Annotated in this window: 23 protein-coding genes; 7 read left to right on the forward strand and 16 right to left on the reverse strand. The window is 71.9% G+C overall.

Annotated features, from left to right (window positions below):
- Positions 1 to 195 precede the first annotated feature (195 nt).
- Positions 196 to 2,175 (reverse strand): CocE/NonD family hydrolase, encoded by a 1,980-nt coding sequence (locus NAEX_RS42385; RefSeq protein WP_245913922.1) that lies wholly within the window; start codon positions 2,173 to 2,175, stop codon positions 196 to 198.
- A 50-nt stretch (positions 2,176 to 2,225) separates the two neighbouring features.
- Here NAEX_RS42385 and NAEX_RS42390 point away from each other — a divergent pair, with 50 nt between their 5' ends.
- Positions 2,226 to 3,368, forward strand: a complete 1,143-nt coding sequence (locus NAEX_RS42390) for a 6-phosphofructokinase (RefSeq protein WP_096333159.1) — start codon at positions 2,226 to 2,228, stop codon at positions 3,366 to 3,368.
- 71 nt (positions 3,369 to 3,439) lie between these two features.
- Here the strand turns inward: NAEX_RS42390 and NAEX_RS42395 are convergent, their stop codons facing one another.
- The 4 genes from NAEX_RS42395 to NAEX_RS42410 form a co-directional block, all read right to left on the reverse strand.
- The gene (locus NAEX_RS42395; RefSeq protein ID WP_143140099.1) at positions 3,440 to 4,033 is read right to left on the reverse strand and encodes a hypothetical protein; all 594 of its coding nucleotides are present in this window, start codon (positions 4,031 to 4,033) and stop codon (positions 3,440 to 3,442) included.
- A 121-nt stretch (positions 4,034 to 4,154) separates the two neighbouring features.
- Positions 4,155 to 5,015: a hypothetical protein gene (locus tag NAEX_RS42400; protein ID WP_096333161.1), complete on the reverse strand. Its 861-nt coding sequence runs from the start codon at positions 5,013 to 5,015 to the stop codon at positions 4,155 to 4,157.
- 112 nt (positions 5,016 to 5,127) lie between these two features.
- The gene (locus NAEX_RS42405; protein WP_143140100.1) at positions 5,128 to 6,075 is read right to left on the reverse strand and encodes a hypothetical protein; all 948 of its coding nucleotides are present in this window, start codon (positions 6,073 to 6,075) and stop codon (positions 5,128 to 5,130) included.
- Positions 6,076 to 6,214: 139 nt separating this feature from the next.
- On the reverse strand, positions 6,215 to 7,186 hold the full coding sequence (locus NAEX_RS42410) for a hypothetical protein (RefSeq protein ID WP_096333163.1): 972 nt from the start codon (positions 7,184 to 7,186) through the stop codon (positions 6,215 to 6,217).
- A gap of 435 nt (positions 7,187 to 7,621) precedes the next feature.
- Here NAEX_RS42410 and NAEX_RS51610 point away from each other — a divergent pair, with 435 nt between their 5' ends.
- Both NAEX_RS51610 and NAEX_RS52545 read left to right on the forward strand, forming a co-directional pair.
- Positions 7,622 to 7,873 carry a hypothetical protein gene (locus tag NAEX_RS51610; RefSeq protein ID WP_096333164.1) on the forward strand — a complete coding sequence of 84 codons (252 nt, stop codon included), beginning with the start codon at positions 7,622 to 7,624 and terminating at the stop codon, positions 7,871 to 7,873.
- Positions 7,874 to 7,948: 75 nt separating this feature from the next.
- Positions 7,949 to 8,143 carry a hypothetical protein gene (locus NAEX_RS52545; protein WP_211302565.1) on the forward strand — a complete coding sequence of 65 codons (195 nt, stop codon included), beginning with the start codon at positions 7,949 to 7,951 and terminating at the stop codon, positions 8,141 to 8,143.
- A 474-nt stretch (positions 8,144 to 8,617) separates the two neighbouring features.
- On the opposite strand, the gene NAEX_RS51615 is transcribed toward NAEX_RS52545, so the two are convergent.
- The gene (locus NAEX_RS51615; RefSeq protein WP_096333165.1) at positions 8,618 to 11,002 is read right to left on the reverse strand and encodes a hypothetical protein; all 2,385 of its coding nucleotides are present in this window, start codon (positions 11,000 to 11,002) and stop codon (positions 8,618 to 8,620) included.
- A gap of 21 nt (positions 11,003 to 11,023) precedes the next feature.
- Entirely contained in the window at positions 11,024 to 11,632 is a 609-nt protein-coding gene (locus NAEX_RS42425) for an RNA polymerase sigma factor (RefSeq protein ID WP_096333166.1), read from the reverse strand.
- Positions 11,633 to 12,019: 387 nt separating this feature from the next.
- Between NAEX_RS42425 and NAEX_RS42430 the strand changes: the two genes are divergently transcribed.
- Complete coding sequence (locus tag NAEX_RS42430) at positions 12,020 to 12,757, forward strand: hypothetical protein (RefSeq protein WP_143140101.1); 738 nt, start codon at positions 12,020 to 12,022, stop codon at positions 12,755 to 12,757.
- A gap of 158 nt (positions 12,758 to 12,915) precedes the next feature.
- Here NAEX_RS42430 and NAEX_RS42435 read toward each other — a convergent pair whose 3' ends face one another.
- From NAEX_RS42435 to NAEX_RS42455, 5 genes are all read right to left on the reverse strand, one after another.
- Positions 12,916 to 13,713 carry an ATP-binding protein gene (locus NAEX_RS42435; protein WP_096333168.1) on the reverse strand — a complete coding sequence of 266 codons (798 nt, stop codon included), beginning with the start codon at positions 13,711 to 13,713 and terminating at the stop codon, positions 12,916 to 12,918.
- 473 nt (positions 13,714 to 14,186) lie between these two features.
- Positions 14,187 to 15,380 (reverse strand): pyridoxal phosphate-dependent aminotransferase, encoded by a 1,194-nt coding sequence (locus NAEX_RS42440; RefSeq protein WP_420814182.1) that lies wholly within the window; start codon positions 15,378 to 15,380, stop codon positions 14,187 to 14,189.
- 182 nt (positions 15,381 to 15,562) lie between these two features.
- On the reverse strand, positions 15,563 to 16,513 hold the full coding sequence (locus NAEX_RS42445) for a terpene synthase family protein (protein ID WP_177325838.1): 951 nt from the start codon (positions 16,511 to 16,513) through the stop codon (positions 15,563 to 15,565).
- A 560-nt stretch (positions 16,514 to 17,073) separates the two neighbouring features.
- Positions 17,074 to 18,291 (reverse strand): ATP-grasp domain-containing protein, encoded by a 1,218-nt coding sequence (locus NAEX_RS42450; protein ID WP_096333171.1) that lies wholly within the window; start codon positions 18,289 to 18,291, stop codon positions 17,074 to 17,076.
- 52 nt (positions 18,292 to 18,343) lie between these two features.
- A complete protein-coding gene (locus NAEX_RS42455; RefSeq protein WP_096333172.1) occupies positions 18,344 to 19,780 on the reverse strand; it encodes a sigma-54-dependent transcriptional regulator in 1,437 nt (478 codons plus the stop codon).
- 131 nt (positions 19,781 to 19,911) lie between these two features.
- Between NAEX_RS42455 and NAEX_RS42460 the strand changes: the two genes are divergently transcribed.
- Positions 19,912 to 20,844, forward strand: coding sequence for an alpha/beta fold hydrolase (locus NAEX_RS42460; RefSeq protein ID WP_096333173.1), 933 nt, complete (start codon positions 19,912 to 19,914; stop codon positions 20,842 to 20,844).
- A 167-nt stretch (positions 20,845 to 21,011) separates the two neighbouring features.
- On the forward strand, positions 21,012 to 21,977 hold the full coding sequence (locus tag NAEX_RS42465) for an aromatic ring-hydroxylating oxygenase subunit alpha (protein ID WP_096333174.1): 966 nt from the start codon (positions 21,012 to 21,014) through the stop codon (positions 21,975 to 21,977).
- 93 nt (positions 21,978 to 22,070) lie between these two features.
- On the opposite strand, the gene NAEX_RS42470 is transcribed toward NAEX_RS42465, so the two are convergent.
- From NAEX_RS42470 to NAEX_RS42485, 4 genes are all read right to left on the reverse strand, one after another.
- Positions 22,071 to 22,937, reverse strand: a complete 867-nt coding sequence (locus NAEX_RS42470; protein WP_096333175.1) for an acyl-CoA thioesterase — start codon at positions 22,935 to 22,937, stop codon at positions 22,071 to 22,073.
- Between the two features lie 67 nt (positions 22,938 to 23,004).
- Positions 23,005 to 23,802 carry a hypothetical protein gene (locus NAEX_RS42475; RefSeq protein WP_096333176.1) on the reverse strand — a complete coding sequence of 266 codons (798 nt, stop codon included), beginning with the start codon at positions 23,800 to 23,802 and terminating at the stop codon, positions 23,005 to 23,007.
- On the reverse strand, positions 23,790 to 24,203 hold the full coding sequence (locus NAEX_RS42480; protein ID WP_096333177.1) for a hypothetical protein: 414 nt from the start codon (positions 24,201 to 24,203) through the stop codon (positions 23,790 to 23,792). The genes NAEX_RS42475 and NAEX_RS42480 overlap by 13 nt, the downstream gene beginning before the upstream one ends.
- On the reverse strand, positions 24,200 to 24,748 hold the full coding sequence (locus NAEX_RS42485; RefSeq protein ID WP_096333178.1) for an RNA polymerase sigma factor: 549 nt from the start codon (positions 24,746 to 24,748) through the stop codon (positions 24,200 to 24,202). The genes NAEX_RS42480 and NAEX_RS42485 overlap by 4 nt, the downstream gene beginning before the upstream one ends.
- Positions 24,749 to 24,948: 200 nt before the next feature.
- On the opposite strand from NAEX_RS42485, the gene NAEX_RS42490 reads away from it, so the two are divergent.
- A complete protein-coding gene (locus NAEX_RS42490; RefSeq protein ID WP_143140102.1) occupies positions 24,949 to 26,193 on the forward strand; it encodes an ETX/MTX2 family pore-forming toxin in 1,245 nt (414 codons plus the stop codon).
- The last annotated feature ends 97 nt before the right edge of the window (positions 26,194 to 26,290 follow it).

Raw genomic sequence — 26,290 nt, forward strand, 5'->3', positions numbered from 1 at the left:
TGCCGGGGAACCGCCGGCCTCTGGCGCCGGCGCGGGCGGCAGCCGGTCCTGGCGGGCGCGAGGCCGCGGCCGTCGCCGATCGAGCGCGCGCGCCGGGGCGCCGCGTTTGCGCGGCCCGCCGGCGCGAGGCGGATCGGCGCGCCCGGGTCGCGGCCCCGCACCACGTTGGGTGCGAGGCGGGAGCGAGACGCGACGCTACTTCGCGGCCGCCGGCGCCGCGGCGAACACGGGCAGGCGCACGCGGCTGGCGTGGGCGGCCGCGCGATGGACCTTGTGCGTCGCTTTCTTGAAGTCGCGGGCGTCGGCCTTGAAGATGTTGGGCACGAAGGTCTGCGGGTTGCGGTCGACCAGCGGGAACCAGGTGCTCTGGACCTGGATCATCACGCGGTGCCCCTTTTTGAAGGTGTGGAGGACGTCGAGCAGCGGCACGCGCACTTTGGTGACCTTGCCCGGCACGAACGGGGCCGGCTTCTCGGCGCTGTCGCGGAAGCGGCCGCGGACCACCTCGCTGCGGACCATCATCTGGTAGCCGCCGAGCTTGCCGTACTTGACCTCGTCGCGCTCGCCCTTCGTCGCGCCGGTGTCGCCGGGCAGCACGTCGATGAGCTTGACGATCCAGTCGGCGTCGGTGCCGGTGGTCGACACCCACAGCTCGGCCTCGACCGGGCCGGCGACGGTAAGGTCCTCGCTCAGCGGCGGGGTCTCGTAGACCAGGACGTCGGGCCGGCGGGCGGCGAACCGCTGATCCTCGGTCATGTACTCCTTCGTCATCCCGCTGGCGATCTCCTGGGTGAACGGGACCGGGCGGGCCGGGTCGCTGTCGAACGAATCGAAGCCGGACCTGGTCTTCGGGGCATCCGCGGTCAGCGAGCCGCCTTCCCCGAAGTACATGTCCTTCGCGCCAGCCTGGGGCGGCCAGGCGGGGAAGGTCTGCCAGCGGTGCGCGCCCGTGTCGAACAGGTGGGCCTCGCCGCTCGGTGGGGCGCCGACGCCCTTGAGGAAGTGCTCGAAGAACGGCAGTTCCAGCCGCTCCTGGTACTCCAGCGAGGTCTTGGCGCCGAACTCGATGTCGCCGAGGCGGTCGCCCTCCGTGCGCGACCAGCCGCCGTGGCCCCACGGGCCCATGACCAGGATGTTGAACGCGCCGGGGTTGTTCTGCTCGACGGTGCGGTAGATGTTGAGCGGGCCGTAGAGGTCCTCGGCGTCGAACAGGCCGCCGACGACCATGACCGCGGGGGCGACCTTGCGCAGGTGCGGCAGCAGGTCGCGCTTTTGCCAGAACTCGTCGCGGTTCGGGTGCTCGAGCATCTCGTTCCAGAACGCGATCTCGCCGTGCAGGTGGCGCTCCTGCAGGTCCTTCAGCGGGCCGGCGTCGAGGAAGAACTGGTAGCCGTCGCCGGTGCCGTGGTCGAAGCGGCGGTTCCACTCGGTGGTCGGCTGCGGCCGCGGCTTGCCGAACGAGGCGAAGAAGTTGAACGTGTGCGGCAGGAAGAACGCGCCGTGGTGGTGGAAGTCGTCGTACCACCAGTCGGCGATCGGCGCCTGCGGGCTGACGGCCGCCAGCGCCGGGTGGGGGTCGATCATCCCGGCGGCCGCGTAGAAGCCGGGGTAGGAGATGCCGTAGAGGCCGACCTTGCCGTTGTTGCCGGCGACGTTGGCGACCAGCCAGGCGATCGTGTCGTAGGCGTCGGTGCTCTGGTCGACGTCCTTCGGACCTGACTTTTGGGCCAGGTGCGGCGTCATGTTGACGAACTCGCCCTCGGACATGAACGCGCCGCGGACGTCCTGGTCGACGAAGATGTAGCCGGCGCGCAGGAAGATCGGGCTGGGGCCGATCCGCTCGGGGAACTTGTCCTCGCCGTAGGGGCTGCAGCTGTACGGGGTGCGCTTCAGCAGGATCGGGTAGGTCTTCGAGGTGTCCTTCGGGGTGTAGATCGCCGTGTGCAGATGCACCCCGTCGCGCATCGGGATTCGCACCTCGCGCTTGGTGTAGTGGGCGGCCAGGTAGGCCGCGACGGCCTCGCCCTTGCCGGCGGGCGGCGGGGGCGCGGCGGCGGACGCTGCTGCGCCCGGTTCGGGGCACGGAACGGCGGCCGCGGGGGTCTGGACGGTGTAGGCGGGGCGGCACGCCGCGAGGGCGAGGGCCACGGCGAAGGCACGCTGGGCGACGCTCACCGCTCCGGTATACTCCGGCCTCCGCGCGGCGGACAGCCCACGAGCAGCCAATGAGCATCGGAATTCTGACGAGCGGGGGCGACGCCCCGGGGATGAACGCGGCCGTTCGCGCCGCTTTTCGCTGCCTCAAGATGCGCGACCCGGACTGCGAGATCGTGTTCTTCCGCGACGGCTTCCGCGGCCTCGCGCGCCGGCTCGACTCGTCGTCCGATCGCAACGTCGACCGCCGGGCGGTCCGCGACATCATCCACCGCGGCGGCACCTTCATCGGCACCGGCCGCGTGCCCGAGCTGCTGGTGCCGGCCGAGAGCCACCCGGGCTACGCCGAGCGCGTGGCGGCCCGCGACGACTTCCTCAAGGTCGCGGCCATCAACCTCTACCAGATGCGGGTCGACAACCTCATCGTGATCGGCGGCGACGGCTCGTTCCGCGGCGCCCGCATCATCGGCGACGCGTTCCGCCAGCACTTCCCGCGCCGGCCGTTCCGCGTCATCGGCCTCCCCGGCACCATCGACAACGACCTCCACGGCACCGAGTACTCGATCGGCTACGACACCGCGCTCAACAACGTGGTCGACGCGATCCGCAAGCTGCGCGACACCATCGAGTCGCACCGCCGCGCGATCATCCTCGAGGTCATGGGCAACACCTCGGGCTGGCTGGCCCTGCAGTCGGCGATCGCCGGCGGCGCGGCGGTGGTCGCCATCCCCGAGGTCGAGGAGACCTGGGACCACGACCGCATCGTCCGCTCGCTCGACGCCGGCGTCCGCCGCGACTACCGCTACTTCATCATCGTCGTCGCCGAGGGCGTGCGCCGCCGCGCCGGCGAGGACTGGTGCGAGGGCCTGAAGCGCAAGCTCGAGTCCGACCCCGCGATCGAGTCGCACCTCGGCCACCCGATGGAGGTCCGCATCAACTCGGTCGGCCACATCGCCCGCGGCGGCAGCCCGACCGCCCTCGACAACACCCTCGCCGGCCTGCTCGGCTCCGGCGCCGCCGACGTGGCCCAGATCGGCCGCCTCGAGGGCCAGCCGCCCGTCGAGGGCGACGTGATGGTCGGCTGCCGCGGGCCGCGGACGATCCTGACCTCGCTCGACGAGGTGATCGCCAAGTCGCCCCGCCTCGTCACCCGCGACAGCGAGCTCTACCACCTGTCGCAGCGGCTGATGCTCAGCGCCGAGCAGCCGTTCTAGCGGCAGGTCTCTCGGGCATGTCGGCAAGAGCATGTCCTCTCGGACATGCCGCGAAGGACATGCCTGCAGGTTCAGTTGCCGGCCGGCGCGGCGTGGGCGGCCAGGGCCCGCAGGACGGCCAGGGCGGCGTCGAGCTGGGCGTCGGTCGGCAGCTTGTCCCACGGCCAGATCAGCACGACGATCCCGTTTTGGACCATCAGGTAGGGGCGCGGCAGGCCCTCGAGCGCGGCCCGCAGCGGCGCGTCGCACAGGGCCGCGGCCCGCCGCGGCGGCGAGGCGTAGGTGGCGAAGCGGGCGTCGAAGGCGTCGTCGCCGGTGCGCACGCGGTCGCCGGGGCGGCGCGCGGTGTAGGCGATCGGCGAGCTGAGGGCGAACACCTCGATCACGACCCACGGGCTGCGATCGATGCGCGCCTCGAGGAACACGCCGAGGTCGCCGTGGGCCAGGGCGCCCTGGCTGAGGTGGAAGGCGACCTGGTCGGCGTTGCCGATGACCGCGAAGCCGCCGGCGCGCTCCACCAGGTGCCAGCCGCGACGCTCGGCGAGGCTCGACCAGCGGGCCCGGTCGCGGTCGAGCGCCCGGCGGTGGCGGTACCACAGGTTGCCCAGCAAAAAGCCCGCCAGCGCCGCGAGGATGGCGTTCAGGAGCAGGGCCATGGGCGACATGCCGGCGATCATTGCGGCCGCAGTTTAACACGATCGCGGCGCGGGGGCCGCGCGGCGTGGATGGCCGAAGAGACAGATGATGGGGCCGCGGCCGCGCGCGGCGGGCGACGCGGCCGCGATCTCACGGCGCGCGACAGACCCCGACGTCGGCGTATTCGGGCGGCGGCGCGGGGTCGTAGGCCTGGCACTGCGGCAGCTCGGCCGGGCAGCTCGGCTGGCTCAAAGAACAGAGCGGGGCGCAGCAGCGCTCGCCCGCGCAGCCGCTCACGAGGTCGACCGGATCACACACGTGCCCGGGCGCGCAGTCGGTCTCGCCGTCACAGGGTGTCCCCGCACCCGCCGGCTCGCCTGCGGGCGCGTAGCGACAGATGAAGCCGTCGACGCTGCTCGAGCGCACGCACAGCGTCGCCGGCGGCGGGCAGTCCTGCGCCAGCGGGTCGCACAGCGGATAGCAGAGGTAGCTGGCCGATTGCTGCACGTAGCAGCGCGCGTCGGGATCGACGCAGCCGTCGTCCGCGTCGCACAGGCCGAGGCAGCGGCCGCGCAGATCGGTGGTGCTCTCGAAGTACCAGCACATCAGCCCGGGCCCGCAGTCGTCGATGCCGCTGTGCGGATGACCCTCGGTCTCGCACGGCTCGCCGAGCCCCGCCGGGTCGGCGACGAGCGGGACACAGCGCGCGCCGTTCCAGTCGTCGGCCATGTCCGAGGCGAACGGGGTGCACTTGTGGCCGGCCGGGCAGTCCTGCAGCCGCGGATCGCAGTGAAAGCCCTCGCTCGGCAGCTCGGGCTCGCTCGCGCCGGTGGTGGTGGTCGCGGCGGCGCCGGTGCCGGTGGTGCTCGTCGTCGGGTCTTGCAGCTCGGTGGTCCACCGCTGCTCGCCGCCGCCGGTGGTCGAGGCGACGTAGGCGGTGGTGCCGGCCGGGCCGGCGGGTGCGCCCGCGCAGGCGCAGGCGAGCGAGGCGAGGACGACCGTGGTGCGCACGACCGCGAGTGTAGCGCGCCTCGCCGGCGACGCGGCGAGACCGATCGCCGCGCCGCTCAGGAGCTGCTCGCCCCGAGCGGCGAGCCGGGGCCGCCGGGCGCTCGAACGCGGATCACTGGGGCAGCGCGCAGACGCCGACGTTCTCGTACTTCGGCGGCGGCTCGGCGAGCGCGGGCAAGCACTCCTGGCCGGCGCCGGGGCAGGTGTTGGGCTGGGTGAGGTCGCAGAACGGCAGGCAGCAGTTCGACGCCATCGGGTCGCACTCGACCGCGAGGTCGGCGGACACGCACGCGAACCCGGGGTCGCAGGCGTTGGCGTACTCGCACGGATCGAACAGCTGGCCCTCTTCGAAGCTGAATTCGGGGACGCAGGTGAACACTTCTTCGGTCGCGGCGTGGATGCACCCCTGACCGGCGGGGCAGTCCTGGGCGAGCGGATCGCAGGTCCCGAGGCACAGGCTGAGCACGCTGTCGCCGGAGACGTTGCAGAACGACTCGGGGTCCTCGCAGGTCGGCTCCTCGAAGCTGCCGCCGCACCACGGCACGCAGGTGCCCTGCAGGTTGTCGTCGACCCAGAAGCAGATCAGGTGATCGTCGCACGAGTCGATGCCCGAGTTGACCTCACCGACGACGGTGCACGGATCGCCGGCCTGGTCGGGCTGGGGATCGATCGGCACGCACTTGAGGTGGTGCCAGCCGTTGTCGCCGGCGTCGCCGTAGCCGGTGCACTTCTGGCCCTCGGGGCAGTCGTCGCCGAACGGGTCGCACTCGCCCGGACCGAGGTCGGGCGGGACGGGGATGGTGGTGCTCATGACGCCGCTGGTGCTGGTGCTGACGCCGGGCGGATCGCCGGTGGTGCCGACGGACGGGTCGTCCGCGGTGGTCTCACCGGGGCCCGTCGCGGTGCTCGTCGTGCCGGTCGAGCTCGAGCTGTCGAACACGCCCGGGGTCGTCTTGCCGTCGGTCGGCTCGGTGTCGACGGCGCCGTCGGTGTCGGCGCCGGCCTTGGGCCCGCAGGCGAGCAGGATGAAGAGGGGGAGCGCGACGATTCGTTTGGACATGGCGATAAACTCCATTAGAGACGGTCGAACCAGCGGGTGCGCCGGTGGGGTAAAAGAACGATCTTCAGGGCATGCTCCATCGAGCATGGCTCATGGAACATGGGAGAAGGGACATGGCAAAGAGGACCTGCGTGAAGGTCTAGGGCTGCGGCAGACCGCACACGCCCAGGTCCTCGTGGCCGGGGGGCGCCTGGCCCTGCTCGAACCACGACAGGCACTCCTGGCCCTGGCCGGGGCAGCTCGGCGGGGCGGTCAGATCGCAGAACGGGAGGCAGCAGCCGGTCTCGGCGGGGTCGCACTCGCTGGCCAGCTTGGGGCCGATGCAGAGGAGGCCGGGGTCGCAGAAGTTGGTGAACTCGCACGCGTCGAACAGCTGGCCCTCGTCGCCGCCGGCGTCGATGACGCAGACGAAGCCCGAGCCTTTCGGGTGGGGGATGCAGGTGTCGCCCGGTCTGCAGTCGGGCGCGAGGGGGTCGCACTGGGGCAGGCAGAGGGCGAGAACACCGTCGCCGGAGAGGCTGCAAATCGCGTCGGGCTGCTCGCAGCCGGGCTTGTCGGGCGTGCCGGTGCACATGGCGAGGCAGGTGCCCTGGAGGGTGTCGGGGTCGACGTTGAAGCACTGCATGTGCTTGTCGCAGGTGTCCTCGCCGCTGACCGGCGAGCCGATGACGCTGCACGGCTCGCCGAGGCCGTCGGGGTTCGGGGCGATGTCGACGCACTTGAGGGCGTTCCAGTGGTTGCCGCCGTCGCTGGCCCACGGCATGCACTTCTGTCCTTGGGGACAGTCCTCCACCCATGGGTCGCACTCGACCAGGCTGCCGACGTCGGGGCCGGGGATGAACGGGGTGGTGGTGATCGCGTCGGTGGTCGGCTCGGGCGCGTCGGTCGTCGCGGTCCCGCTCGTGGGCTCGGTGGTGGTCGGCGCGGGGCCGGTGGTCGGCGGGGCGGTGGTCGGCGGCGCCGAGGTCGAGCCCGAGGGGTCGGGCCCGCTGTCGCTCTCGGTGGCGGCCGTCGCGGGCTCGCCGGTGGGCTGGTCGTCGGTGTCCCCGCTGGGACGGGCGACGCAGGCGGCGAGGACGAGGGGGAGGAGGACGAGCGGGCGGCGAGACATGAGCGGTGGATCCTGGCGGAGGGTGACGGATGGCTTTCAGGTCCTGTCATCACGGACGTGCCGGAGACGGCGCGGAGCGGCGGTCGGCTGGCTGTCCGAAGGAGCATGGCCGAAGGAGCATGTTCATGGCGTGCTCGGGCGGCCGCACGGGGCGGCGGCGAGCGGTCGAGGCGACATGGTGGAACAGACCTGGTTACAAGGACATGTACGAACGGCTAGGTGATCGAGAATTCCGGCGGGCGCACGCGCCGGCGTGCGACGCGCGAGGGGCGATGACGAGGGGGGGAACGGCAGGGCGAGGGACGGGTGCAAGGTGGAGGTGTCGCGAGAGGCGGGCTCGATCGCGTGGCTGAATGTGAGGGGCAGGGGAGGGCGCACAGGCCGACGTGCCCGCGGCCGGGCGAGGCGTAACCGCGCACCGCGTCAGGCGCCTGGATGAACGGGCTGCCGCGGGTGGTGACGTCGCTCGTGCCGGTGGAGGTGGTGGGCGCAGCCGAGGTCGTGGGTCCGGCCGCGCTCTTGGCGGTCGTCGAGGTGGAGGCGGTCGTGGTGACCGCGTCGGCGGTGGTGGCCCCGCACGGATCGTCCTGGCCGCCGGCGCAGGCACCCAGGATGGATGGCCGAGGAGACATGTCCGAACGGCCCGGCGGTCAGGGGACGACCTCGCCGGGCGACGGGCACGCCTGATCGAAGGGACATGTCGGATTGGGCCGGGTCGACAGGGCGATCGCGCCGGCGGCCTCAAATGCTGTCTTTAAGGACATGTTTTCCTCGGCAGGTCCCAAAGGGCGCTTCAAGGGCTCGACACGGGCGGTCGGGGCGGGGTGGGCGGAGACGCGGCTCGGCTCGACCGTCAGGCGCGTCGCGGCAGCGACGAGCAAACCGGTCCAGACACAAAGTCGCGCGATGCTGGCGGTGCGCGTGCGGCGGGAAACTGACATCTCGCCTGCATTGTGACCTGGTTCGCCGGCAGAAGAAATAAAACGAATGGTAGTTTTTGAAGAATAAATGGTGCAATTGGCCGAATGTCCGATCGCCGTCCGGCGCGGCTTCGAGCCGACGGGCGCCGGTCCGGAGCACGAGGAGTGGCTCCGTGCGGCTTGGAGGCCGTGAAAGCACGGGCCTTCGGGCTCGCATCGAGCCTGTCCTCGGAGACAGGTCGGGGGTCGCCCGGGGGCGCACCTCAGGGCAGGTAGGTGCGGAGGAGCTCGAGCGCTCGGTGCGACGAGCGGGCGCCGCGAGCTCGCGGGGCTGGGTCCCCTCGCTGCTGCTCGGGCAGGTAAGCGCGGAGGACCTCCAGGTGCCCGGTGTGCGGCGAGCGGGTGCCGCGAGCTCGCGGGGCTTGGTCCCCTCGCTTGCTGCTCGGGCAGGTGAGCGCGGAGGACACCGGCGGGTGCCGTGACTCGGGCGGTCGATCGACCTCGCGGATGCTCAGGGCAGGTAGGTGCGGAGGAACTCGAGGCGCTCGGTCCACAGCGCGGCGTCGAGGCGAAGGCCGCTGTCGGCGTCGGGGTCTTCCTGCAGCTCGGCGAGGACGCGGGCGGCGGCGTCGTAGTTGCGGGCGCGGGTCTGGGCCTCGAGCAGCATCAGCATGGCGCCGCGGCGCAGCTCGGAGGTGGCGAGCGGGTGCTCGTCGTCCTCGGGGTGGAGCGCGCGCTGCAGCGGCTCGATGGCGGCGGCGCCCTGCTGGACGTTGAGGAGCTGGCGGCCGAGGAGGTAGCCGCCGAGCGGGGCGTAGCGCGGCAGCGCGGCGATCTGCTCGGCCGCGTAGAGGCGCAGCACGGCCTCGCTCGGGTGCTCGGGGTTGGGCTCGAACGGATCGAAGTAGGCCAGCACGCGCGGCGCGAGGGCCGGATCGGCGGCGCCCATGCGCTTGATCTGCAGCTGGCGGACCTGGTTGTCGCCGAGGCCGCGGGTGAGCGCGCGGTCGTAGTAGGTGAGCGCGACCGGGAGGTCGAAGCGGGCCAGCGCGAGGTCGCCGAGGCGCTCGTCGACCAGCGCGGCGATCGTGTCGGTGAGGTCGTTGACGCGCGAGAGCTCGGCCAGGGTGGCCGCGGCGGCCTCCTGCATGCCGGCCTGCGCCTCGGCCTGCGCCAGCAGCAGGCGGTGCTCGGGCTGCTCGGGCTCGATGCTGCAGAGGTCGCGCAAGAGGTCGATGCGCTGGACCTCGGCGCCGCGGTGGTGGGCGAGGTTGGCCTCGGCGAGCAGGTCGGCGGCCCGGTGGGCGCACGGGCGCTGGAAGATCGGCCGCTGCTTGAAGCGCTGGCGCAGCGCCTCGATGTCGCGGGCCCGCAGCGGGCGCGCGCGCAGGAACGCCAGCCACTCGACCTCGAGCGCCTCGAGGGAGGTCCCGTAAGCCAGCTCGAAGTCGCCGGCGGTGCCGTAGAGGCGGAGGAAGGGCTCGACGCCGCGGGTGTCGATCAGCCAGCGGCAGAACGAGCCGGCCGCGGTGTAGGCCCGGCGCGACGACTTACCCCAGAAGCCGAGGCCCATGATGTCCCCGAGGACAGGTCGCAGCTCGAGGCGGTCGAGGATCGCGGCCTGGTCGTGGAGGTCGAGGCCCGACTCGCTGCGCGGGGCGAACGCGGTGGCGAAGCCCTCGATCAGGGCGAGGTTGACCCGCAGGCCGCGCCAGGACACCGCCGACGAGGTGCCGAACAGCGGCTCGCCGACGGTGTACGAGAACACGTGGGCGAGCTCGTGGTGGAGCACGCGGTGCGGGAAGGCCTGCTCGTTGAGGTAGATGTGGCCGCGCCACGGCGGGGCGACCTCGGTGTTGCCGGCGCCGATCCACGCCCGCTTGAGCTCGGGGGTGGGGAACACGAAGCTGTGGACGGGCGCTCGCGGCTCGCGGCCGATCTGCGCGGCGAGCCGGTGCCAGGCGAACTCGTGCTCGGCGGCGAGCAGGTCGATGTCGCGGGCGGCGGCCGAGTTGGCGGCGTAGTGGATGACGAAGTGATCGGTGACGCGGGTGCGCGGGAGGGCGGTCGCGAGGCTGGCCTCGGTGGCGTGGAAGCCGTTCTCGGCGGCGAACACGCCGAGCAGGGTGCCGGGCAGCAGGCACGCGAACAGGGCGGCGACGGTGAACGGCGCGCGGCGCAGGCTGACGCCGCGCAGCCGTACTTTGAGACCTGGCCCCAAGGTCAGGCTGAGCAGGGCCAGCGCGGCGCCGGCGACGAGGAAGTTGTAGGCGCGGAACCACCACAGGCGGGCGGTGATCGGGATGGCCTCGTCGTACAGCGGACCGGCGAAGTAGCCCCAGAACGGGTCGATGGCGTAGACGACCGGGTCGACGTAGATCCGCCACAGGCCGAGCACCAGCGAGAACACCAGTGGCACGCCGGCGAGCAGCAGCTGGACGCCGCGGCGGTCGGCCAGCACGCCGCCCCACAGCCCGGCGACGAGGCCGAGCAGGCCCGAGGCGGTGGGCAGGACGAGGAACCACAGCAGGCCGCCGGGCAGGTCGCAGTTGACCTGCCAGAAGTTGGCGAGGATGAAGGCGCCGAGCGCGAGCGTGAGCAGGCTGCAGAGGTCGCCGAGGCCGCGCAGGAACAGCAGCCGGAGCCGCTCGCCGGGTGTCTGCAGGGACATGGCGTGCGGGTCGGCGAGGTGGGCCTGCCGGGTGTCACGCACCGCGTCGACGCCGACGGCCAGCGCGAACAGGCTGATCACCGGGGTGAGGACCAGCGCGCCCTCGTAGCCGAGCGCGCCGAACAGCGGCTGGGTGGTGAGCCCGAGGGTGAAGAGGAGGACGAACCACCGCCTGCGCAGGACCGGTGTGGTGAAGTGTCGACGGACTGCGGCGAGGATCGACATCGCGGCGGGCTCGCAGTGTTCTTAGCCGATTTGGCCGCGGACGGCCGCAGCCCAGGCGTCGAGATCGCCGAGGCTGTCGCGCAATTCGGCCGCGCCGTCCTCCAGCGCGGTCATCGCCGCTTCGAGCAGCTGCTTGGCCCGGCGCAGACGGGTGCGGATGGTGCCCTCGGGAACCCCCAGGATGTCGGCGATCTCGCGCGCGCCGAGCTTCTCCCAGAAGTAGAGCTCGAGCAGGACCTGGTGATCGAGCGGGATCCGCCGCAGGCCGAGCAGGAGCAGCCGCTCCTCTCGCCGGCGAGCGAGCAAGGTGGCCGGCGTGGGCCGCAGATCGTGGACGCTGGTGAGCCCGAAGTCGAGGCGCGCCCCCTCGCGCACCTTGCCGCGCAGGTGCTTGTAGAGGACGTTGTGGGCGACCGCGAACAGGAAGGTGCGGAAGCTCGAGTCGCCGCGGATCCGCTCCTTGCTCTCGAGACAGGCGAGGAAGGTCTTCTGCACGAGGTCGCCGGCGTCGTCGTCGACCTTGTTGCGGAAGAAGCGGGCGATCGCGGGGTAGTGGCGCTCGAACAGCTGGACGCCGGCCTTGCTGTCGCCGCCCCGCCAGGCGACGTAGAGCTCTTCGTCGGGCTGCATGCCGGCGAGCAGTGTAGCGCAGGCGGGCGGACGCGGCGGCGGCCGGCGTCGCCGCGACGGTCGCAAACGGCTCGCGTGGGTGCGGCTCGACCTCACTTCGCGCGCGCGACGGCGGCGCGGCGCGAGCTCGGAAAATTTCGGCGAACGCGGAGACACGCGATCGACGAGGGGCGTGCCGCGTGGCGAACTGCCCGCGCGTGCGACGTCGCGGCCGCCGGGGTCGCGCGCGCGTTGGCCGAGCGCGGGGAAATTGGCAACGCGAATGGCTGGCTTGTTGAAAATTAAAATCAAACTCGGGGATGAGAAATGCCACTCTAATGCTTCTGAGAGAACGATTGAATTGATTTTTGAAAATGAATATCATTACCTCCTGCCGTCGTTGCCGACATGACCCCGCGTACTCCTGCCCGATCTCCGCTGTCCCTCCTCGTCGTCGCGGCCGCGCTCGCTTGCAGCGCGGAGCCGACGACCACGACCGAGGCTCCCGTGTCGGGCACCGACGCGACGACGACGACTGAGCCGGCGACGACGGGCCCCGAGACGTCGACCACGGCCGCGACGTCGGAGCCGACCACGTCCGGCGAGACCACGAGCACCGCCACCACGCAGGAGGCGATCACGGACGCGACGACGGCGGCGAGCTCGACGACGACGGGCGCGTCCGCGACCACCGAGGCCGAGTGCGCGGCCGAGGCGACCGACGAGTGTACGGGCTGCATGCGCGAGGCGTGCTGCGAGGCGCTGGCGGACTGCCAGGCGGACGCGGCCTGCGTGGCCTGCGTGTCGGGCGAGGACGGCGACGCGTGCGAGTCGACGCCCGAGACGCACGCGCGCGTCGACGCGTACCTCGAGTGCAAGGGCGCGGCGTGCCAGGAGGTGTGCATCGGCGGGCCGGTCGGCTCGTGCGAGGACGCGCTGGCCGAGCTGGCGCAGGACGCCTGCACGACGTGCCTGGGCGCGAGCTGCTGCGAGGAGGTCGCGGCCTGCCACGGCAACTCGGTGTGCTGGACCGGCTGCTTCACCGTCCACGACGACGCGGTGTGCCACAGCGATCCGGACGGGCACGCGCTCTACCACGCGCTCGGCGCCTGCGCGTCGGGGTCCTGCCAGGCGGAGTGCTTCTAAAAGTTCTCCGGCCGGCCGGAGGCGGATCGCTCTCTGCCGCGACGCGTACACGCGGCCCCGCCTCCGGCCCGGTCGGACCCTTGTCATCCGCGGGGCGGTGAGGGGTGGCCTTCAGGACATGGGCGATGAGACATGCCCGGAAGGGCATGTCCCGGCGGTCAGTTGCCGGAGACGTTGCCCATCGAGGCGTTGATGTACGACGGCAGGACCACGCGGACCTCGGTCTGCGAGGTGTGGAACTGGACCGGGAGGGCGGTGGCGCTGGCGATGCTGCGGCGGATGGCCGGGATCCCGCGCCCGATCTGCTCGAGCAGGCCGAGGTGACGGGCGGTCGCGGCCAGCAGCGGGTTGCGCGGGAACGAGGCGCCGCCGTGCTGCGCCAGCTCGTCGAGCGAGATCGGGAGGGCGAGGCCGCCGGGGCTCCAGATCTCGAGGCGGTCGTTGAAGATCCGCAGGGACACGCGGCCGCTGAGGCGGTAGTCGCGGTGGACGAGGGCGTTGACCAGAGCCTCGCGCACGGCCTCCTCGGGGTACTCGGGCGCGAGGTCGGCGGGGACGAGCAGGTTGGGCGCGGCGCGGGTGTTGGCGCGCACGAACTCGAGGCCGAGGCGGACGAGCTCGGCGAGGTTGCCCTCGGCGTCGAGCCGCGCGGCGACCGGGTCGGCGAGAGCGGCGCCGCGGATCCGCACGATCGAGACGCCCCACTCGGGCCGCGAGACCTGCGGAGCTGTCCCAAAGGCCATGAGGCCGACGACGGTGGGCGTGGGTTGTCCGCCGGTGGTGCCGATGAGGCCCAGCCGTTGCGCGGCGCGCTCGTGGACGCCCGGCTCGGCGCCGAGGCCGGGGACGCGGCGGCGGACGTAGGCCTCGAGCGCGGCGAGGTCGAGGTCGTCGACGCTGGCGCCGGCGACCGGGCTGCGCTCGAAGCCGAGCGGCGTGGGGGCCACGAGGCTCATGGCCGGAGTGTAACCGGCCTTGCGTCCGAGGTGGCCGGGCGGCTGGGCGCGGCCTCGCTCGACGCAGCGAGGCCAGCGTGACGCAGCGGCACCCGGCGCGCCGAGGCGCGCGATCGCGAGGTCGGGAGGATTCGCGACCGCAAACGCGGGGCGACGGCCGAGGTCGTCGCTGCCGGGATCCCGGCGCAGGACGGCGGCGCGCGTCGATGGCGCGAGAGGTCGCGTTGCGTGGTTGTCCCGCGAGCGCCGGGGTCTGCCGCGCACGGCGAGGGCCGGCGAGCACGGAGACGTGCGGCGGAGGTCGGCGCGCGGAGGGGGACTCGCGGGCGCGGAGGCTGCGTGAGAGGTCGCCTCGCGCGACGGCCCGGGGTCCTTGCACGGGCGCGAGCCCGGCGAGCACCGAGGCGTGCGGTGGTTCGGCGCGCGTGGAGAGTGACTCGCACGCGCGGAGGCGGCGCGAGGCGGGCGCGACGTCAGCGCGCGGCGCGGTTGTAGGCGTCGAGGCCGGCGCGCAGGATCTCGAGGCAGCGCGCGAGCCTGTCGCGGCCGAGGACGTAGGCGATCCGCACCTGGTTCTTGCCGAGGCCGGGGGTGGCGTAGAAGCCCTCGGCGGGGGCCATCATCACCGTCTCGCCGCCGAGGTCGAAGTCGCGGAGCATGAAGATGCAAAAGTCTTCGGCGTCGGCGACCGGCAGATCGGTGATGAGGTAGAAGGCGCCGGTGGGCGTGGGGCAGGAGACGCCGGGGATCGCGTTGAGGCCGGCGACGATCAGGTCGCGGCGGGCGCGGTACTCGTCGACCATGGCCCGCATGTCGGCCGGCGGCGTGCGCAGGGCGGCCAGCGCGGCGTGCTGGTCGACGGTCGGCGGGGACAGGCGCGCCTGGGCGAACCGCAGGCAGGCGGAGTACAGCGCGGCGTTGCGGGTGACGAGGCAGCCGACCCGCGCGCCGCAGGCCGAGTAGCGCTTGGAGACGGAGTCGATCATCACCGCGTGATCGGCGAGGCCGGGCACGGCGAGCACCGACGGGGCGCGCGGCACCGGGGCGCCCGCGGCCGGCGGCTCGTCGGGGTAGACGAACTCGCGGTAGACCTCGTCGACGACGAAGAAGATGCCGGCCTGCACGCACACCTCGCCGAGCGCGGCGAGGTCGGCGGCGCTCAGCACCATGCCGGTCGGGTTGCCCGGCGAGGGGATGATGAAGGCGCGGGTCTTCGGGGTGATGGCCGCCCGCACCCGCTCGGCCGGGACGGCGAAGCTCTCGCGCGCGTGGGTCGAGACGGGCACGACCTCGACGCCGAGGAGGTGCGAAAAGCCGCGGTAGTTGGTGTAGTAGGGCTCGGCGACGAGGATCTGATCGCCGACGTCGCAGGCGGCGGCGATGGCGAACAGCAGCGCCTCGCTGCCGCCGACGGTGACGAGGATCTGGCTCGGGGTGATGGGCCCGCCGCCGCGCGCGGCGTCGAGGCCGTTGTAGTGCTCGGCCAGAGCTGTCCGATAGGCCAGGTAACCCTCGGACGGGCTGTAGGCGACGACGCTCTCGTCGTAGCTCCGGTAGGCGGCGAGCATCGGCTGCACGGTGGCGAGGTCGGGCTGGCCGATGTTGAGGTGGTGCACGGTGACCCCGCGCGCCCGCGCCTGATCGGCGTAGGGAGTGAGGCGGCGGATCGGGGACGCGGGGCGTCGAGCCCGCGGCGGGACAGGCTGGGTGCGGTCATGGGCACGCGGAGTGTGAGACGGTTTGTCGCCGTTGAGAAGACCGCTGCGACCGGCGCCGGCGGACGGGCGCAAACGCGGCGCAGGCGGGCTCCCGCCGGCGCGGCTCGCGGAGCGCGGCCGGTGCGATCGCGTCAACGCACGGCGCCGCCGTCTCCAGGGGGCTGGTAACGGCCGGTGCTGCGCGCCCAGTCGGCGTGGCCGGAGATGAAGTGGATGAGCACCTGGACGTAGCGGCGCAGCTGGTCGTCGATGTCCTCGTCGAAGCTCGGCAGGTCGGCGACGAGCCGCTCGAACTCCCGCATCTCGATGTTGTGAAGCTGGACGGTGCGCGCGAGCGCGTCGTCGAAGCTGAGGCCGTCCTCGTGCATGAGCACGAGCACGGTGTTGTTGACCTCGCCCTTCGCGCGCTCCTTCTCGACGGTGTAGATGTCGTTGGCGAGGCCGACGATGGTGCTGGCGCTGCGCTCGAGCGCCCGCACGGACTCGTGCTCGAGCACGTCGGGCGGGAGGAAGATGTGCTCGGTCAGCTCGCCGAGGAGGAAGCCGGTGTAGAGGCCGACGGTGATCTGGCGGATCCGGCTGTGGCTGGCGAACGCCGGCACGACCCCGGCCGCGCGGTACTTCGCCTCGTCGACGAAGGCCTGGAACAGGCGCTCGACGCAGGACGAAAACCGGGGGATCCAGTTGGGGACGCGCAGCTCGAGCATGCGCTCGCGCAGGTCGCCGAACGCCTGCGCGAACGGATCGATGAGCTGCGGGTGGGCGCCGTCGCGGAACACGCCGAGGAGGGTGCGGAGGTAGGCCGCGACCAGCACGGCGCCGTGGATCTGCTCGAGGCGATCGTCGAGGCAACAGAACAGGGTGGTCCAGTCGACCGCGACCTGCAGCGCGACCATGTCGGCGGTGGCGGGGAAGATCCGGGCGAGCAGGTGACCGACCCGGCTGTCGCGCAGGGCGTCGATGTGCTTCTGGCTGCGCGCGAAGCCCATCGCCTGGGCCCACTCGACGGTGTTCTCGTGGATCTGGTCGGCCGCGGGGTGGACCGAGGGCTGGTAGGGGCACTCGAGCCTGGGGAGCTGCATGATGCGCTGCCGCGAGACCGACGATGACGCGAACTGGGTCGCGTCGACAGCAGGCGCCAGCCCGGCCGGCTGCCCCGGAACGGCCACGAGGGGGCGCCCCCGCGGATCCGTGCGGTTCGGCGCCGACGTCGTGGCGATCGCTTCGACGCGGGCGCTGAACGGGCTGGCTGCGATCCGTCGGGTCATGGGACTCTTTCGGTCAGCGTCTGCGATCCTTCGTCGGATCACTCGTCGAAGCAAGCCCGCGCACGCTTGCGCCTGCCGCCGCGGCTTTATCGGCACTCCGAGCACCACGCCACATCAAGCTATACCGGATCCGCATACGAACCGCACTTTGGCGACGATTCGGGTGGGGCGGTGTGCACATCCCACGGCACCCGACTCGCCCAGTATTCACCATGGCGACGCCACCCGTCTGCGGAGCCGGGGCCACGGGGGTCATCCAGGTGCGACTGCGACCACGAAGCGTGCCAGTACATCGAATCGCGCAGAAGGCGCGGAGACGATCCCCGGACCTCTGCGCCCGTGGCTGTCCCTGAGGCCAGCTGACCCAAAGGCCGTCAGCCGGCGTAAAGCTGCAGGTTCTCGCCGATGTCGTCGCTGATCGACACGAGCGCCTGCAGCTCGGGGTGGCGCAGCATCAAGAAACCGTCGGAGACGAGCGTGTTGCGCCAGTTTCGGCGCGGGGCGCCGATCGGCAGCAAATTGTCCCAGACGATGTGCTCGCCGTAGAGCTTGCGGATCCGGTCGAGCCCGACGATCCGCTGGATCCGGCCCTGACCGACGGCGCGCTTGTAGATCGTGCTGACGTTGTACTTGCGCTCGATGTCGACGTCGAAGCGCCCCCAGGCGACGGCCCGACCCCATTCGCGGAACACGTCGAAGTCGCAGGCGTAGTTCATCTGGTCGACCTGGTGGGCGCCGGGCGGGCGGGCGCCGATCTCGCCGAACACCACCTCGCCGTCGGCCTTCAGGTACCACTCCATGTGGGTGAAGCCGGACCGGAAGCCGAGCGCGCGGATGACGTCGTGCCCGAGCTTGACGCCGCCCGCGAGCGCAGGCTGGTTGACGTGGCGCAGGGCGATCACCTGGGGGCTGACCCACTCGTTGCTGCGGGCGACCAGCGGGCGCGGGCGATACCAGGCGATGTTGAAGTAGGCGATCTTGCCCTCGATGCAGACGGTGTCGAAGGTGAACTCCGAGCCGTCGACGAACACCTCGACGCTGACCTCGGGGACATGTCCGAGGCGCGGCAGCACGGCCCGCAGCTCGTCGGCCGACTCGACGCGGTAGGTGTCGGCCGAGCCGGCGCCGGCGATCGGCTTGATGATGATCGGGAAGCCGATCTGCTCGGCGGCCTCCCAGCACTCGGCGGTGGTGTTGCAGCGGACGTGCTTCGGGGTGCGCAGGCCGGCGGCGTCGAGGACCTGCTTCATCCGCTCCTTGTCGCGGAACGGCAAGGTCTGGGCGACGCCGAGGCCGTCGACGCCGAGGCCCTCGCGCAGGCGCGCGGCCAGCAGCATGCCCGGCTCCCACAAGCACTCGACCTTGTCGATCCGGCGCGCCTCGGGCCAGCGGCGCACGGCCTCGACCACGGCGGCCTCGTCCCAGAGCGAGCGCACCTGAAGATAACCGGCGAGGCGCTCGCGCACCGACTCGGGCAAGGCGCCGGGGTGCTGGTCGCCGACGCCGTAGACGTGCGCGCCGACGTCGGCGAGGCCGCGGGTAAAGCTGGGCATCTCGCCGGGATAGCCGGGGGACAAGAGCAGGATGTTCATGCGAAAGCTCCCGCCTCGATGGGTATCAGGGCGCCCGAGCGGGCGCAACGATTCAGCTCTGCTTGAGCTGCCGCTCGAGGCTGATCCCGAGCCGGTCCATGCGGCGGTAGAGGGCCTGGCGCGACAGCCCAAGCTCGGCCGCGGCGCGGGCGATGACGCCGCCGTGGGTCTCGATGGCGGCGATGATCGAGCGCCGCTCGGCCTCGATCTCCTCGTTGTTGCCGACGGCCGCCGGCTTGGTCTCCGAGGAGGGGTGGTTGCGCGGGGTGACGGTGCCGTCGGTCGCCGGCGCCTTGTCGTCGAGCCCGAGGTCGGCGGGGGTGACCTCGCCGCTCTGACACAGCAGGGTGGCGCGCTGGATCCGGTTCTGCAGCTCGCGCACGTTGCCGGGCCAGTCGTGGCCCAGGAGCGCGCGCATGGCCTCGTCGCCGAGCCGCAGCGGCTCGCGCCCGGGGCCGACCTGAGCCTGCAGGAAGGTCTCCGCCAGCGGCAGGACGTCCTCGCTGCGCTCGCGCAGCGGGGGGATCCGGATCTCGATGACGTTGAGGCGGAACAGCAGGTCCTCGCGGAACACGCCCTGGGCGATCATCTGCCGCAGGTTGGCGTTGGTGGCCGAGACGATGCGGACGTCGACCTTCTTGGTGCTGGTGCTGCCGAGCCGCTCGAACTCGCCGGTCTGCAGCACGCGCAGCAGCTTCATCTGGCCCTTCTGCGACAGGTTGCCGATCTCGTCGAGGAACAGGGTGCCGCCGTCGGCGGCCTCGAAGCGGCCGATCCGGCGCTTGGTCGCGCCGGTGAAGGCGCCGATCTCGGCGCCGAACAGCTCGGCCTCGAGCAGCTCGTCGGGCAGGCCGCCGGCGTTGACCTTGACGAACGGCTGCTGCTTGCGCGGGCTGTTGGCGTGGACGATCTCGGCCAGCTTCTCCTTGCCGGAGCCGTTCGGCCCGGTGATGAGCACCGGCGCGTCGGCGCGGGCGACCGAGGTCGCGAGCGAGACGACGCGGTGCATCGCCTCGCTGGCGTAGACCAGGCCGCACAGGTCGTAGTGGCGCTGCAGCTCGTTGCGCGCGCGCGCGGACTGGGCCCGCAGGCGGTGGTTCTCGAGCCCGAGCTCGCGCATGCGCAGCATGTTCTTGACGGTGGTGACGACCTTGGCGTCGTCCCACGGCTTGCCGAGGTAGTCGGCGGCGCCCTCCTTGACCAGCTGCACCGCGGTCTCGAGCGAGGTCCAGGCGGTCATGAGGAGGACCGGCAGGTCGGCGTCGAGGCGCTTGATCTCGCGGAACAGCGCCGCGCCCTCCTGGCCCGAGGTCGAGTCTGTCTGAAAGTTCATGTCTTGAACGACAGCCCCGACGTCGCCCCGGGCGATGATCTCGAGCGCGGCCTGCGGGGTGTGGGCGACCTGAGTGCTCATCCCGTGGACGTCGAACAGGATCTCGAGGGCGGTGCAGACCGAGGGGTTGTCGTCGACGATGAGCACCTGCTGCATGACCAGGGTTTTACCCTTCCTTGGCGCGGCTGCGGGTATCTCGCGGCGAGCGCGAGCCCACACCCGGTCTCGCCTGCGTCCGCGCCGCGGTCCTCGCGCCTGGGCGGCCCCGGTGGTACGTCTTGGGCGGCATGGAAGCGAGCTTCCCGACGACCACTTTGTCCGTGGGCGGACTACAGTTCACCGCTTTGGAGGGATCCCGCTCGTCGGCGCGCGACCGCCGGCGGCCGCTGGTGCTGTGTCTGCACGGCTTCCCCGACCACCACCGGACCTGGCGGCTGCAGATCCCGGCGCTCGAGGCCGCGGGCTTTCGGGTGGTGGCGCCGCTGCTCCGCGGCTACGAGCCGTCGTCCCAGCCGATCGACGACGACTACCACACGGTCCGGATGGTCGAGGACGTGCTCGGGTTCATCGAGTACCTCGGCTACCTGCGCGTCCACCTGGTCGGGCACGACTGGGGCGCGGTGATCGGCTACCAGGTGGCGGCCAGAGCGCCGGAGCGGCTGTCGTCGCTGACGGCGATGGCGGTGCCGCACCCGAAGCGGCTGGCGTCGGTGGCGGCGCTGCGGCTCTTGCCCGGGCAGCTGCGCAACTCCTGGTACATGTTCTTCTTTCAGCTGCGGCTCGTGTCCGACGTGGCGCTGCGGCGCAACGACTTCGCGCTGATCGACAAGCTGTGGCGCGACTGGTCGCCCGGGTTCACGCCGCCGGCCGAGGAGATGCGGCTGCTCAAGCGCACGTTCCGCCAGCCGGGGGTGGCCGCGGCGGCGCTCGGTTACTACCGCGACATGTTCGATCCGATCACCCGCGCGGCCGCGACCTCGCGGGCGCTGATGCGGGCGCCGGTGTCGGTGCCGACGCTCGCGCTGACCGGCGCCGACGACGGCTGCCTCGACACCCGGCTGTTCGATCTCATGCGCGCCGAGGACTTCTCCCACGGGCTGTCGGTGCAGCGGATCGCGGGGGCGGGGCACTTCCTGCACCAGGAGCGGCCGGACGAGGTCAACCGGCGGCTGATCGACTTCTTGCGCCGCCACGAGCCGGGCGACGTCGGCTGCGACTAGGTCGCCGCGTGCGCATCGCCGCGGCCGGGGCTGGGGGCGCTCGGCCTGGCCGCAGGTGAAACGTGGTTCGCACGGCCGTGCGCGGCGGACGGGCGGCGAGAGCGGCGCTCGTCACACGCCGGCGGTGCGGGGGCTGCCCACGTTTGCCCGCACAAGGGGGCTCCGAGATGAGCAGTCGCTTTCCGTTCACCGCCAACCCGATCGGTTGGTTCATGGTCGCCTACTCCGACGAACTGAAGCCGGCCGGCGTGATGCCGCTGCACTACTTCGGGCGCGAGCTGGTGCTGTTCCGCGGGCAAGACGGGGTCGCCCGCGTGCTCGACGCGCATTGCCCCCACCTCGGCGCCCACCTCGGGCACGGCGGCTGCGTGGTCGAGAACAACATCACCTGCCCGTTCCACGGCTGGCGCTTCGACGGGACCGGGAGCTGCGTCGGGATCCCCTATGCGAAGAAGATCCCGCCGGCGGCGATGCTGCGCCGCTGGCCGGTGTGCGAGCGCAACGGGATGCTGTTCGTCCACCACGCGCCCGACGAGTCGTACGCGCCGACCTGGGAGATCCCGGCGCTGGCCGAGCACGAGTCGCAGGCGTGGACCGCCTACACGCGCCGCCGCTGGCGCGTCCGCACCAACGTCCACGAGATCGTCGAGAACGCGTTCGACGTGGCCCACTTCTGCTTCGTCCACGGCGCGGTCCGCCTGCCCGAGTCGAAGGTGACGATGAACGGGCCGCTGTTCCAGGTCAACTCGCGGACGGCCTTCGACACCCCGGCCGGGGTGATGGAGGGCGACCTCGACATCGATACGTTCGGCTTCGGCATGTTCACCGCCCGCTACCGCGGGCTGCTCGAGGCGATGATCATCGCCACGCTGACGCCCATGGACGACGAGTTCGTCGACGTCCGCTTCACCTTCACCGTCAAGCGCCTGCCCGACGAGGCGGCCACCGCGTTCGTGGCCCAACAGTTCATCGAGGACGCCTGCCGCCAGCTCGAGCAGGACATCGCCGTGTGGGAGCACAAGAAGTTCCTGGCTCGCCCGCTGCTGTGCGAGGGCGACGGGCCGATCGGGCTGTTCCGCAAGTGGGCCCGCCAGTTCTACCCGGTGGCGACGCTGCGGGCGCGGGCGATCTGAAGGTCCTGTAGCGAAGGACATGTCATGAGGGGCATGTCCGGTCGATTAGTTTCGATGGGACATGCCTGAAAGGTCATGTCCCCACGGACATGCTCAGCGCGACGGCGGCAGGTCCGGGCGCCGGCGCAGCAGCATGCGCTGGTTGCCCCAGGCGACGAGGCGGCCCTCGTCGTCCCAGATCTCGATGTCGGCGGTGGCGTAGCCGGCCCGCGCGCGGCGGCAGTGGGCGTGCGTCAGCAGCCACTCGCGGCGGGTGTCCTCGAGCCAGTGGACGGTGAGATCGAGGCTGGGGGCGATGGTGCCGGCGAGCGCGGGGCCGCCGAGCTGGAACATCGCCGGCGGCATGGTATCGATGAGCGGGGGCAGGGCCAGCGGATCGAGCTGTCCGTCGGGCAAGGTCTGCGGGACCAGGTGGCGGTACCAGTAGGCGGCGCGGTCGAGGCCGGGGGCCCAGCGATCCCCGCGCCACCACGGCTGACCGAGCGCGCGCCGGCAGTCGTAGTTGCGGAAGAACGGGGGCGAGCCGCCGCCCTCGCCGCGCGCGTCGATCGGCGGCAGCTCGTGCGGGCCGGGCAGCACCGGCGCGCGGACGAGGCCGAGCTCGGGGCCGGGGCGCTCGCGGCCGAAGGTGGCGACGACCTCGAGGCCGGGCGACGGTCCGCCGGCGGCCGACAGCGCGGCGCGGACCTGGGTGGCGAGCTGGCCGCGCCGCAGGACGACGACGTCGATGACGAGCGGACCGTGGCCGACGGGCACGCAGAAGATCGCGGTGGCCGACAGCGGCTTCTGCGTCGGGTCGTCGATCTCGGCGGCGATCGCCCGCAGGGCCGCGGTCATCAGCGCGCCGCCCGAGGGCATGAAGTAGTTCCAGTGCGGCGGGAGGTCGAGGACGTAGCGCGCGGGGCCCTCGGGGCTGCGCACGACGGCGGTGTCGCGCGCGAGATCGGCGGGGTGCGTCATCGCCCGCGATGATACCTGGAATGTCGTGGAGAACAATGTTCCACGGGCCGCCGGGGGCAGGTGAGCGTCAAGGGCGAGGCCCGAGGGCCTGCAGGCTGGCGCGGAGGTCGGCGGTGCGGGCGAACATGGCCCGGCGGAGCTCGAGCTGCGCGAGGCCGGCGACGCCGAGCAGCGACCAGCCGCCGATGATGAGGGCGCGGGTCCACAGCCGCGGCAGCGGCAGGCCGACGAACAGCGGGATCAGGTCGCTGACGGCGAAGATGCCGGCGGCCGCGGTGACGAGCAGGAACGGGCGCGCCGCGGCGCCGCCCCACAGCGGATGGAGGGCGCCGAGCAGCCACACGCCGGCGACCAGGACCACGGCGTCGCACAGCTCGACGAAGCCGAGGTGGTAGAGGCGCGCGCCGGTGACGGTCGGGTAGACCGGGCTGCCGTGGGGCAGCGTGGACGCGACCTCGACGGCGACGGCGAGGCCGACGAGGACGGCGGCGACGAGGGCCCAGCGCCACGGTCGCGCCAGCGGAGGGACCAGCGCGCCGGCGAGGATCTTGCGCCGGGCGTCGAGCAGGGAGGCGCACCACATCGCGTTGGACAGGGCCATCAGCCAGGTGGAGAGGCCGGGGCCGAACGACGCGCTGACGGTCTCGCCGACGACCGCGAGCCAGGCGGCGCAGGCGAGCCAGATCCACGCGCGCCGCGGCGGATCGTCGGGCTTGTAGGCGCGCACGGTGACGGTGAGAGCGAGCGCGACGAGCCCGAGCAGCGGCACCAGGGCGCCGGCGTCGACGACGGCGCGGCCGACGGCCCCGACGGCGCACAGGCCGAGGAACGCGGCGAGCAAGCGCGGGCGGCTCAGGTCGCGCACAGCTCCTCCCACAGCAGGACGCCGAGCGCGAGCTGCTGCCGCACGAGGCCGGCGATGTCCTCGCCGACGAGCGGCCGCAGCTGGGTGAACAGCGAAGCGCCGATCGCCTCGACGTCGGGCCAGACGAGCGGGAGGTCGCGGGCGCCGGTGCGCGTGAGGTCGAGCGCGCGCCGGGCCACCGCGGGGCCGAGCAGCGGGTTCAAGCGGTCGAGGATGAAGGCCTCGGGGCGCGCGAGCGCGGACTTCATCGCCGCGCGGTCGCCGTCGGGCAGCACCGAGACGGCGGCGAGCAGGCGCGCGCGGGCGGCAGCGTGCTGATCCGGCCTGCGCGCGGCGACGCGGGCGCGCTCCTCGCTGTCGGCGAGCGCGGCGAGCAGGGCATCCAGCGATCGATCGGTCATGGTCGTCCCTTCTCCACCCAGTTGAGGAGGATGGCGTCGCGCGCCGCGAGCTTATCGAAGCGAGCGCGGGCGCGGGCGAGTCGGCGCTTGACGGTCGCGAGCGACACGTCGCAAGCGTGGGCCACCTCTTCGAGCTCCATGTCGTCGAGGTAGCGCAGCGCGAACGGGATCCGCTCGTCGACCGGCAGGCGCTCGATGACGCTGCGGACGCGATGCAAGGCCAGCACGACGTCGGGGCTGGCGGTGGCGGCCGGCGGCTCGGGCAGGGGCTCGTCGGCGCCGGCCCAGCGCAGCCACCAGCGGCCGCGCTTGCGGCGGATGTGCTCGCGCGCGACGAACACCGCGATCCCGATCAACCAGCGCGGCAGCACCTCGGGCGTGCCGCGGACGCGATCGATGTTGCGGAAGGCGCGGAGGAACACCTCCTGGATCAGGTCGGGCGTCTCGGGGTCGAGCCCGAGGATCCGCGTGAGCACGCGAGAGACTTGATCGGCGTGGCGGTCGAACAGGTCGGCGACGGCTCGCTGGCGCTGGACGTCGCTCAACCTTCACACGCCTCGCGGGGTTGATGCGCGAGCCGGGCGGGGAAGTCAAGCGCGGGGCCGCGCGCAGCGGCCCTCATGGCGAGCGCGCGCGCGCGATGAGAAATTGCTGAGCCGCGATCGCCACGGCTCGCCACTTAACGGCGCCCGCACCCGGCGCGCCGTCTCGGCCGCGGGCCTGCGGAGCATGGGGAGGAGTGGAGATGCCGACGATCACGGTCGAGATGGTGCGAGAGATGAACAAGCGGCTCGAGGCGCGCGGTTCGGCGCTGGCGATCGCCGAGCGCGAGTACGCGGACGCGCTCTACGACAAAAACTTGATCGCGCAGCCGGGCACGAGCGACGTGGCGCCGCTCATCATCGACGAGATCACGTACACCAACTGCGGCACGGTCAAGCAGTCGATCACCGCGGCCGTCGAGAAGAAGGTGGTCGACACCGTCACGATGAAGAAGACCCACGGGGTCAAGCTCGGCTGGAAGGTGGGGTTCGAGTTCAGCCTCGGGATCAAGTTCAAGAACGAGGTCGAGGTCGGCTACAACTTCCAGTCCGAAGACACGCAGACGACCACCGAGGAGATCCTCTACAAGTTCTCGACGCCGATCGACGTGCCGCCGATGAAGCGGGTCGTGTTCCAGGCGGTCGTGCAGCAGGAGAAGGTCAAGGACGTCCCGTTCACGATGATGGTGTTCCTCAAGGGCGGCGCGGTCGCGGTGGTGCCGAAGGGGCTGGTCAAGCTGCAGCGCTGGTACAACGGCACCGACCACTTCTACACCGCCGCGGTCGAGCACCCCGAGGACCACGGTTACACCGAGGAGGGCTCGCCCGGGTACCTGTTCCACACGCAGGTGGCCGGCACGGTGCCGCTGTACCGCTACTGGAACGGCACCGACCACTTCTACACGACGGATTACAACGAGATCCGCGAGGGCGCCCACGGCTGGCAAAAGGAGGGGATCGCCGGCTACGTCTACGCCAGCCCGCAGCACGGCGCGGTGCCGCTGTACCGCTACTGGAACGGCACCGACCACTTCTACACCACCGACTTCAACGAGCTCGGCGAGGGCCGGCACGGCTACAAGCGCGAGGGCATCGCCGGCTACCTCGTGCCGCAGTCGATCGTCGACAACGGCGCGACGCAGGACGTCACGGCGCTGCTCCCCGAGCTCGCCGACCGCACCTTCGAGATCGCCGGCACCTTCCGCGGCGAGTCGACGGTGCGCCAGGCCAGCATCCTCCTGCTCGAGTCGGAGGCGACCGCCCAGGAGTGCCAGATCCTCGCCACCAAGCTCGGCGGCGGCGGCTCGGCGGCCCGCTCCGCGCCCAAGGGGTTCTACGCGGTCCAGACGCCCGAGGCCGAGCTCGTCGGCAAGGCGCCGATCCAGGAGAAGGCCGGCAAGCCCGTCCGCGCCATCTCCGCCAAGCCCGCCCGCGTCGGTCGCAAGTGACGCGCGCGTCGATCGGCCGCACGCGGGCCGGCCGATCGGTTCTATGTATCTCGGGACATGTTCGATATGAAATGTCTATAAAGACATGTCCTTTGTG

Origin of the sequence: Nannocystis exedens, assembly GCF_002343915.1 — a bacterium.
Taxonomy (GTDB): Bacteria; Myxococcota_A; Polyangia; order Nannocystales; family Nannocystaceae; genus Nannocystis; species Nannocystis exedens.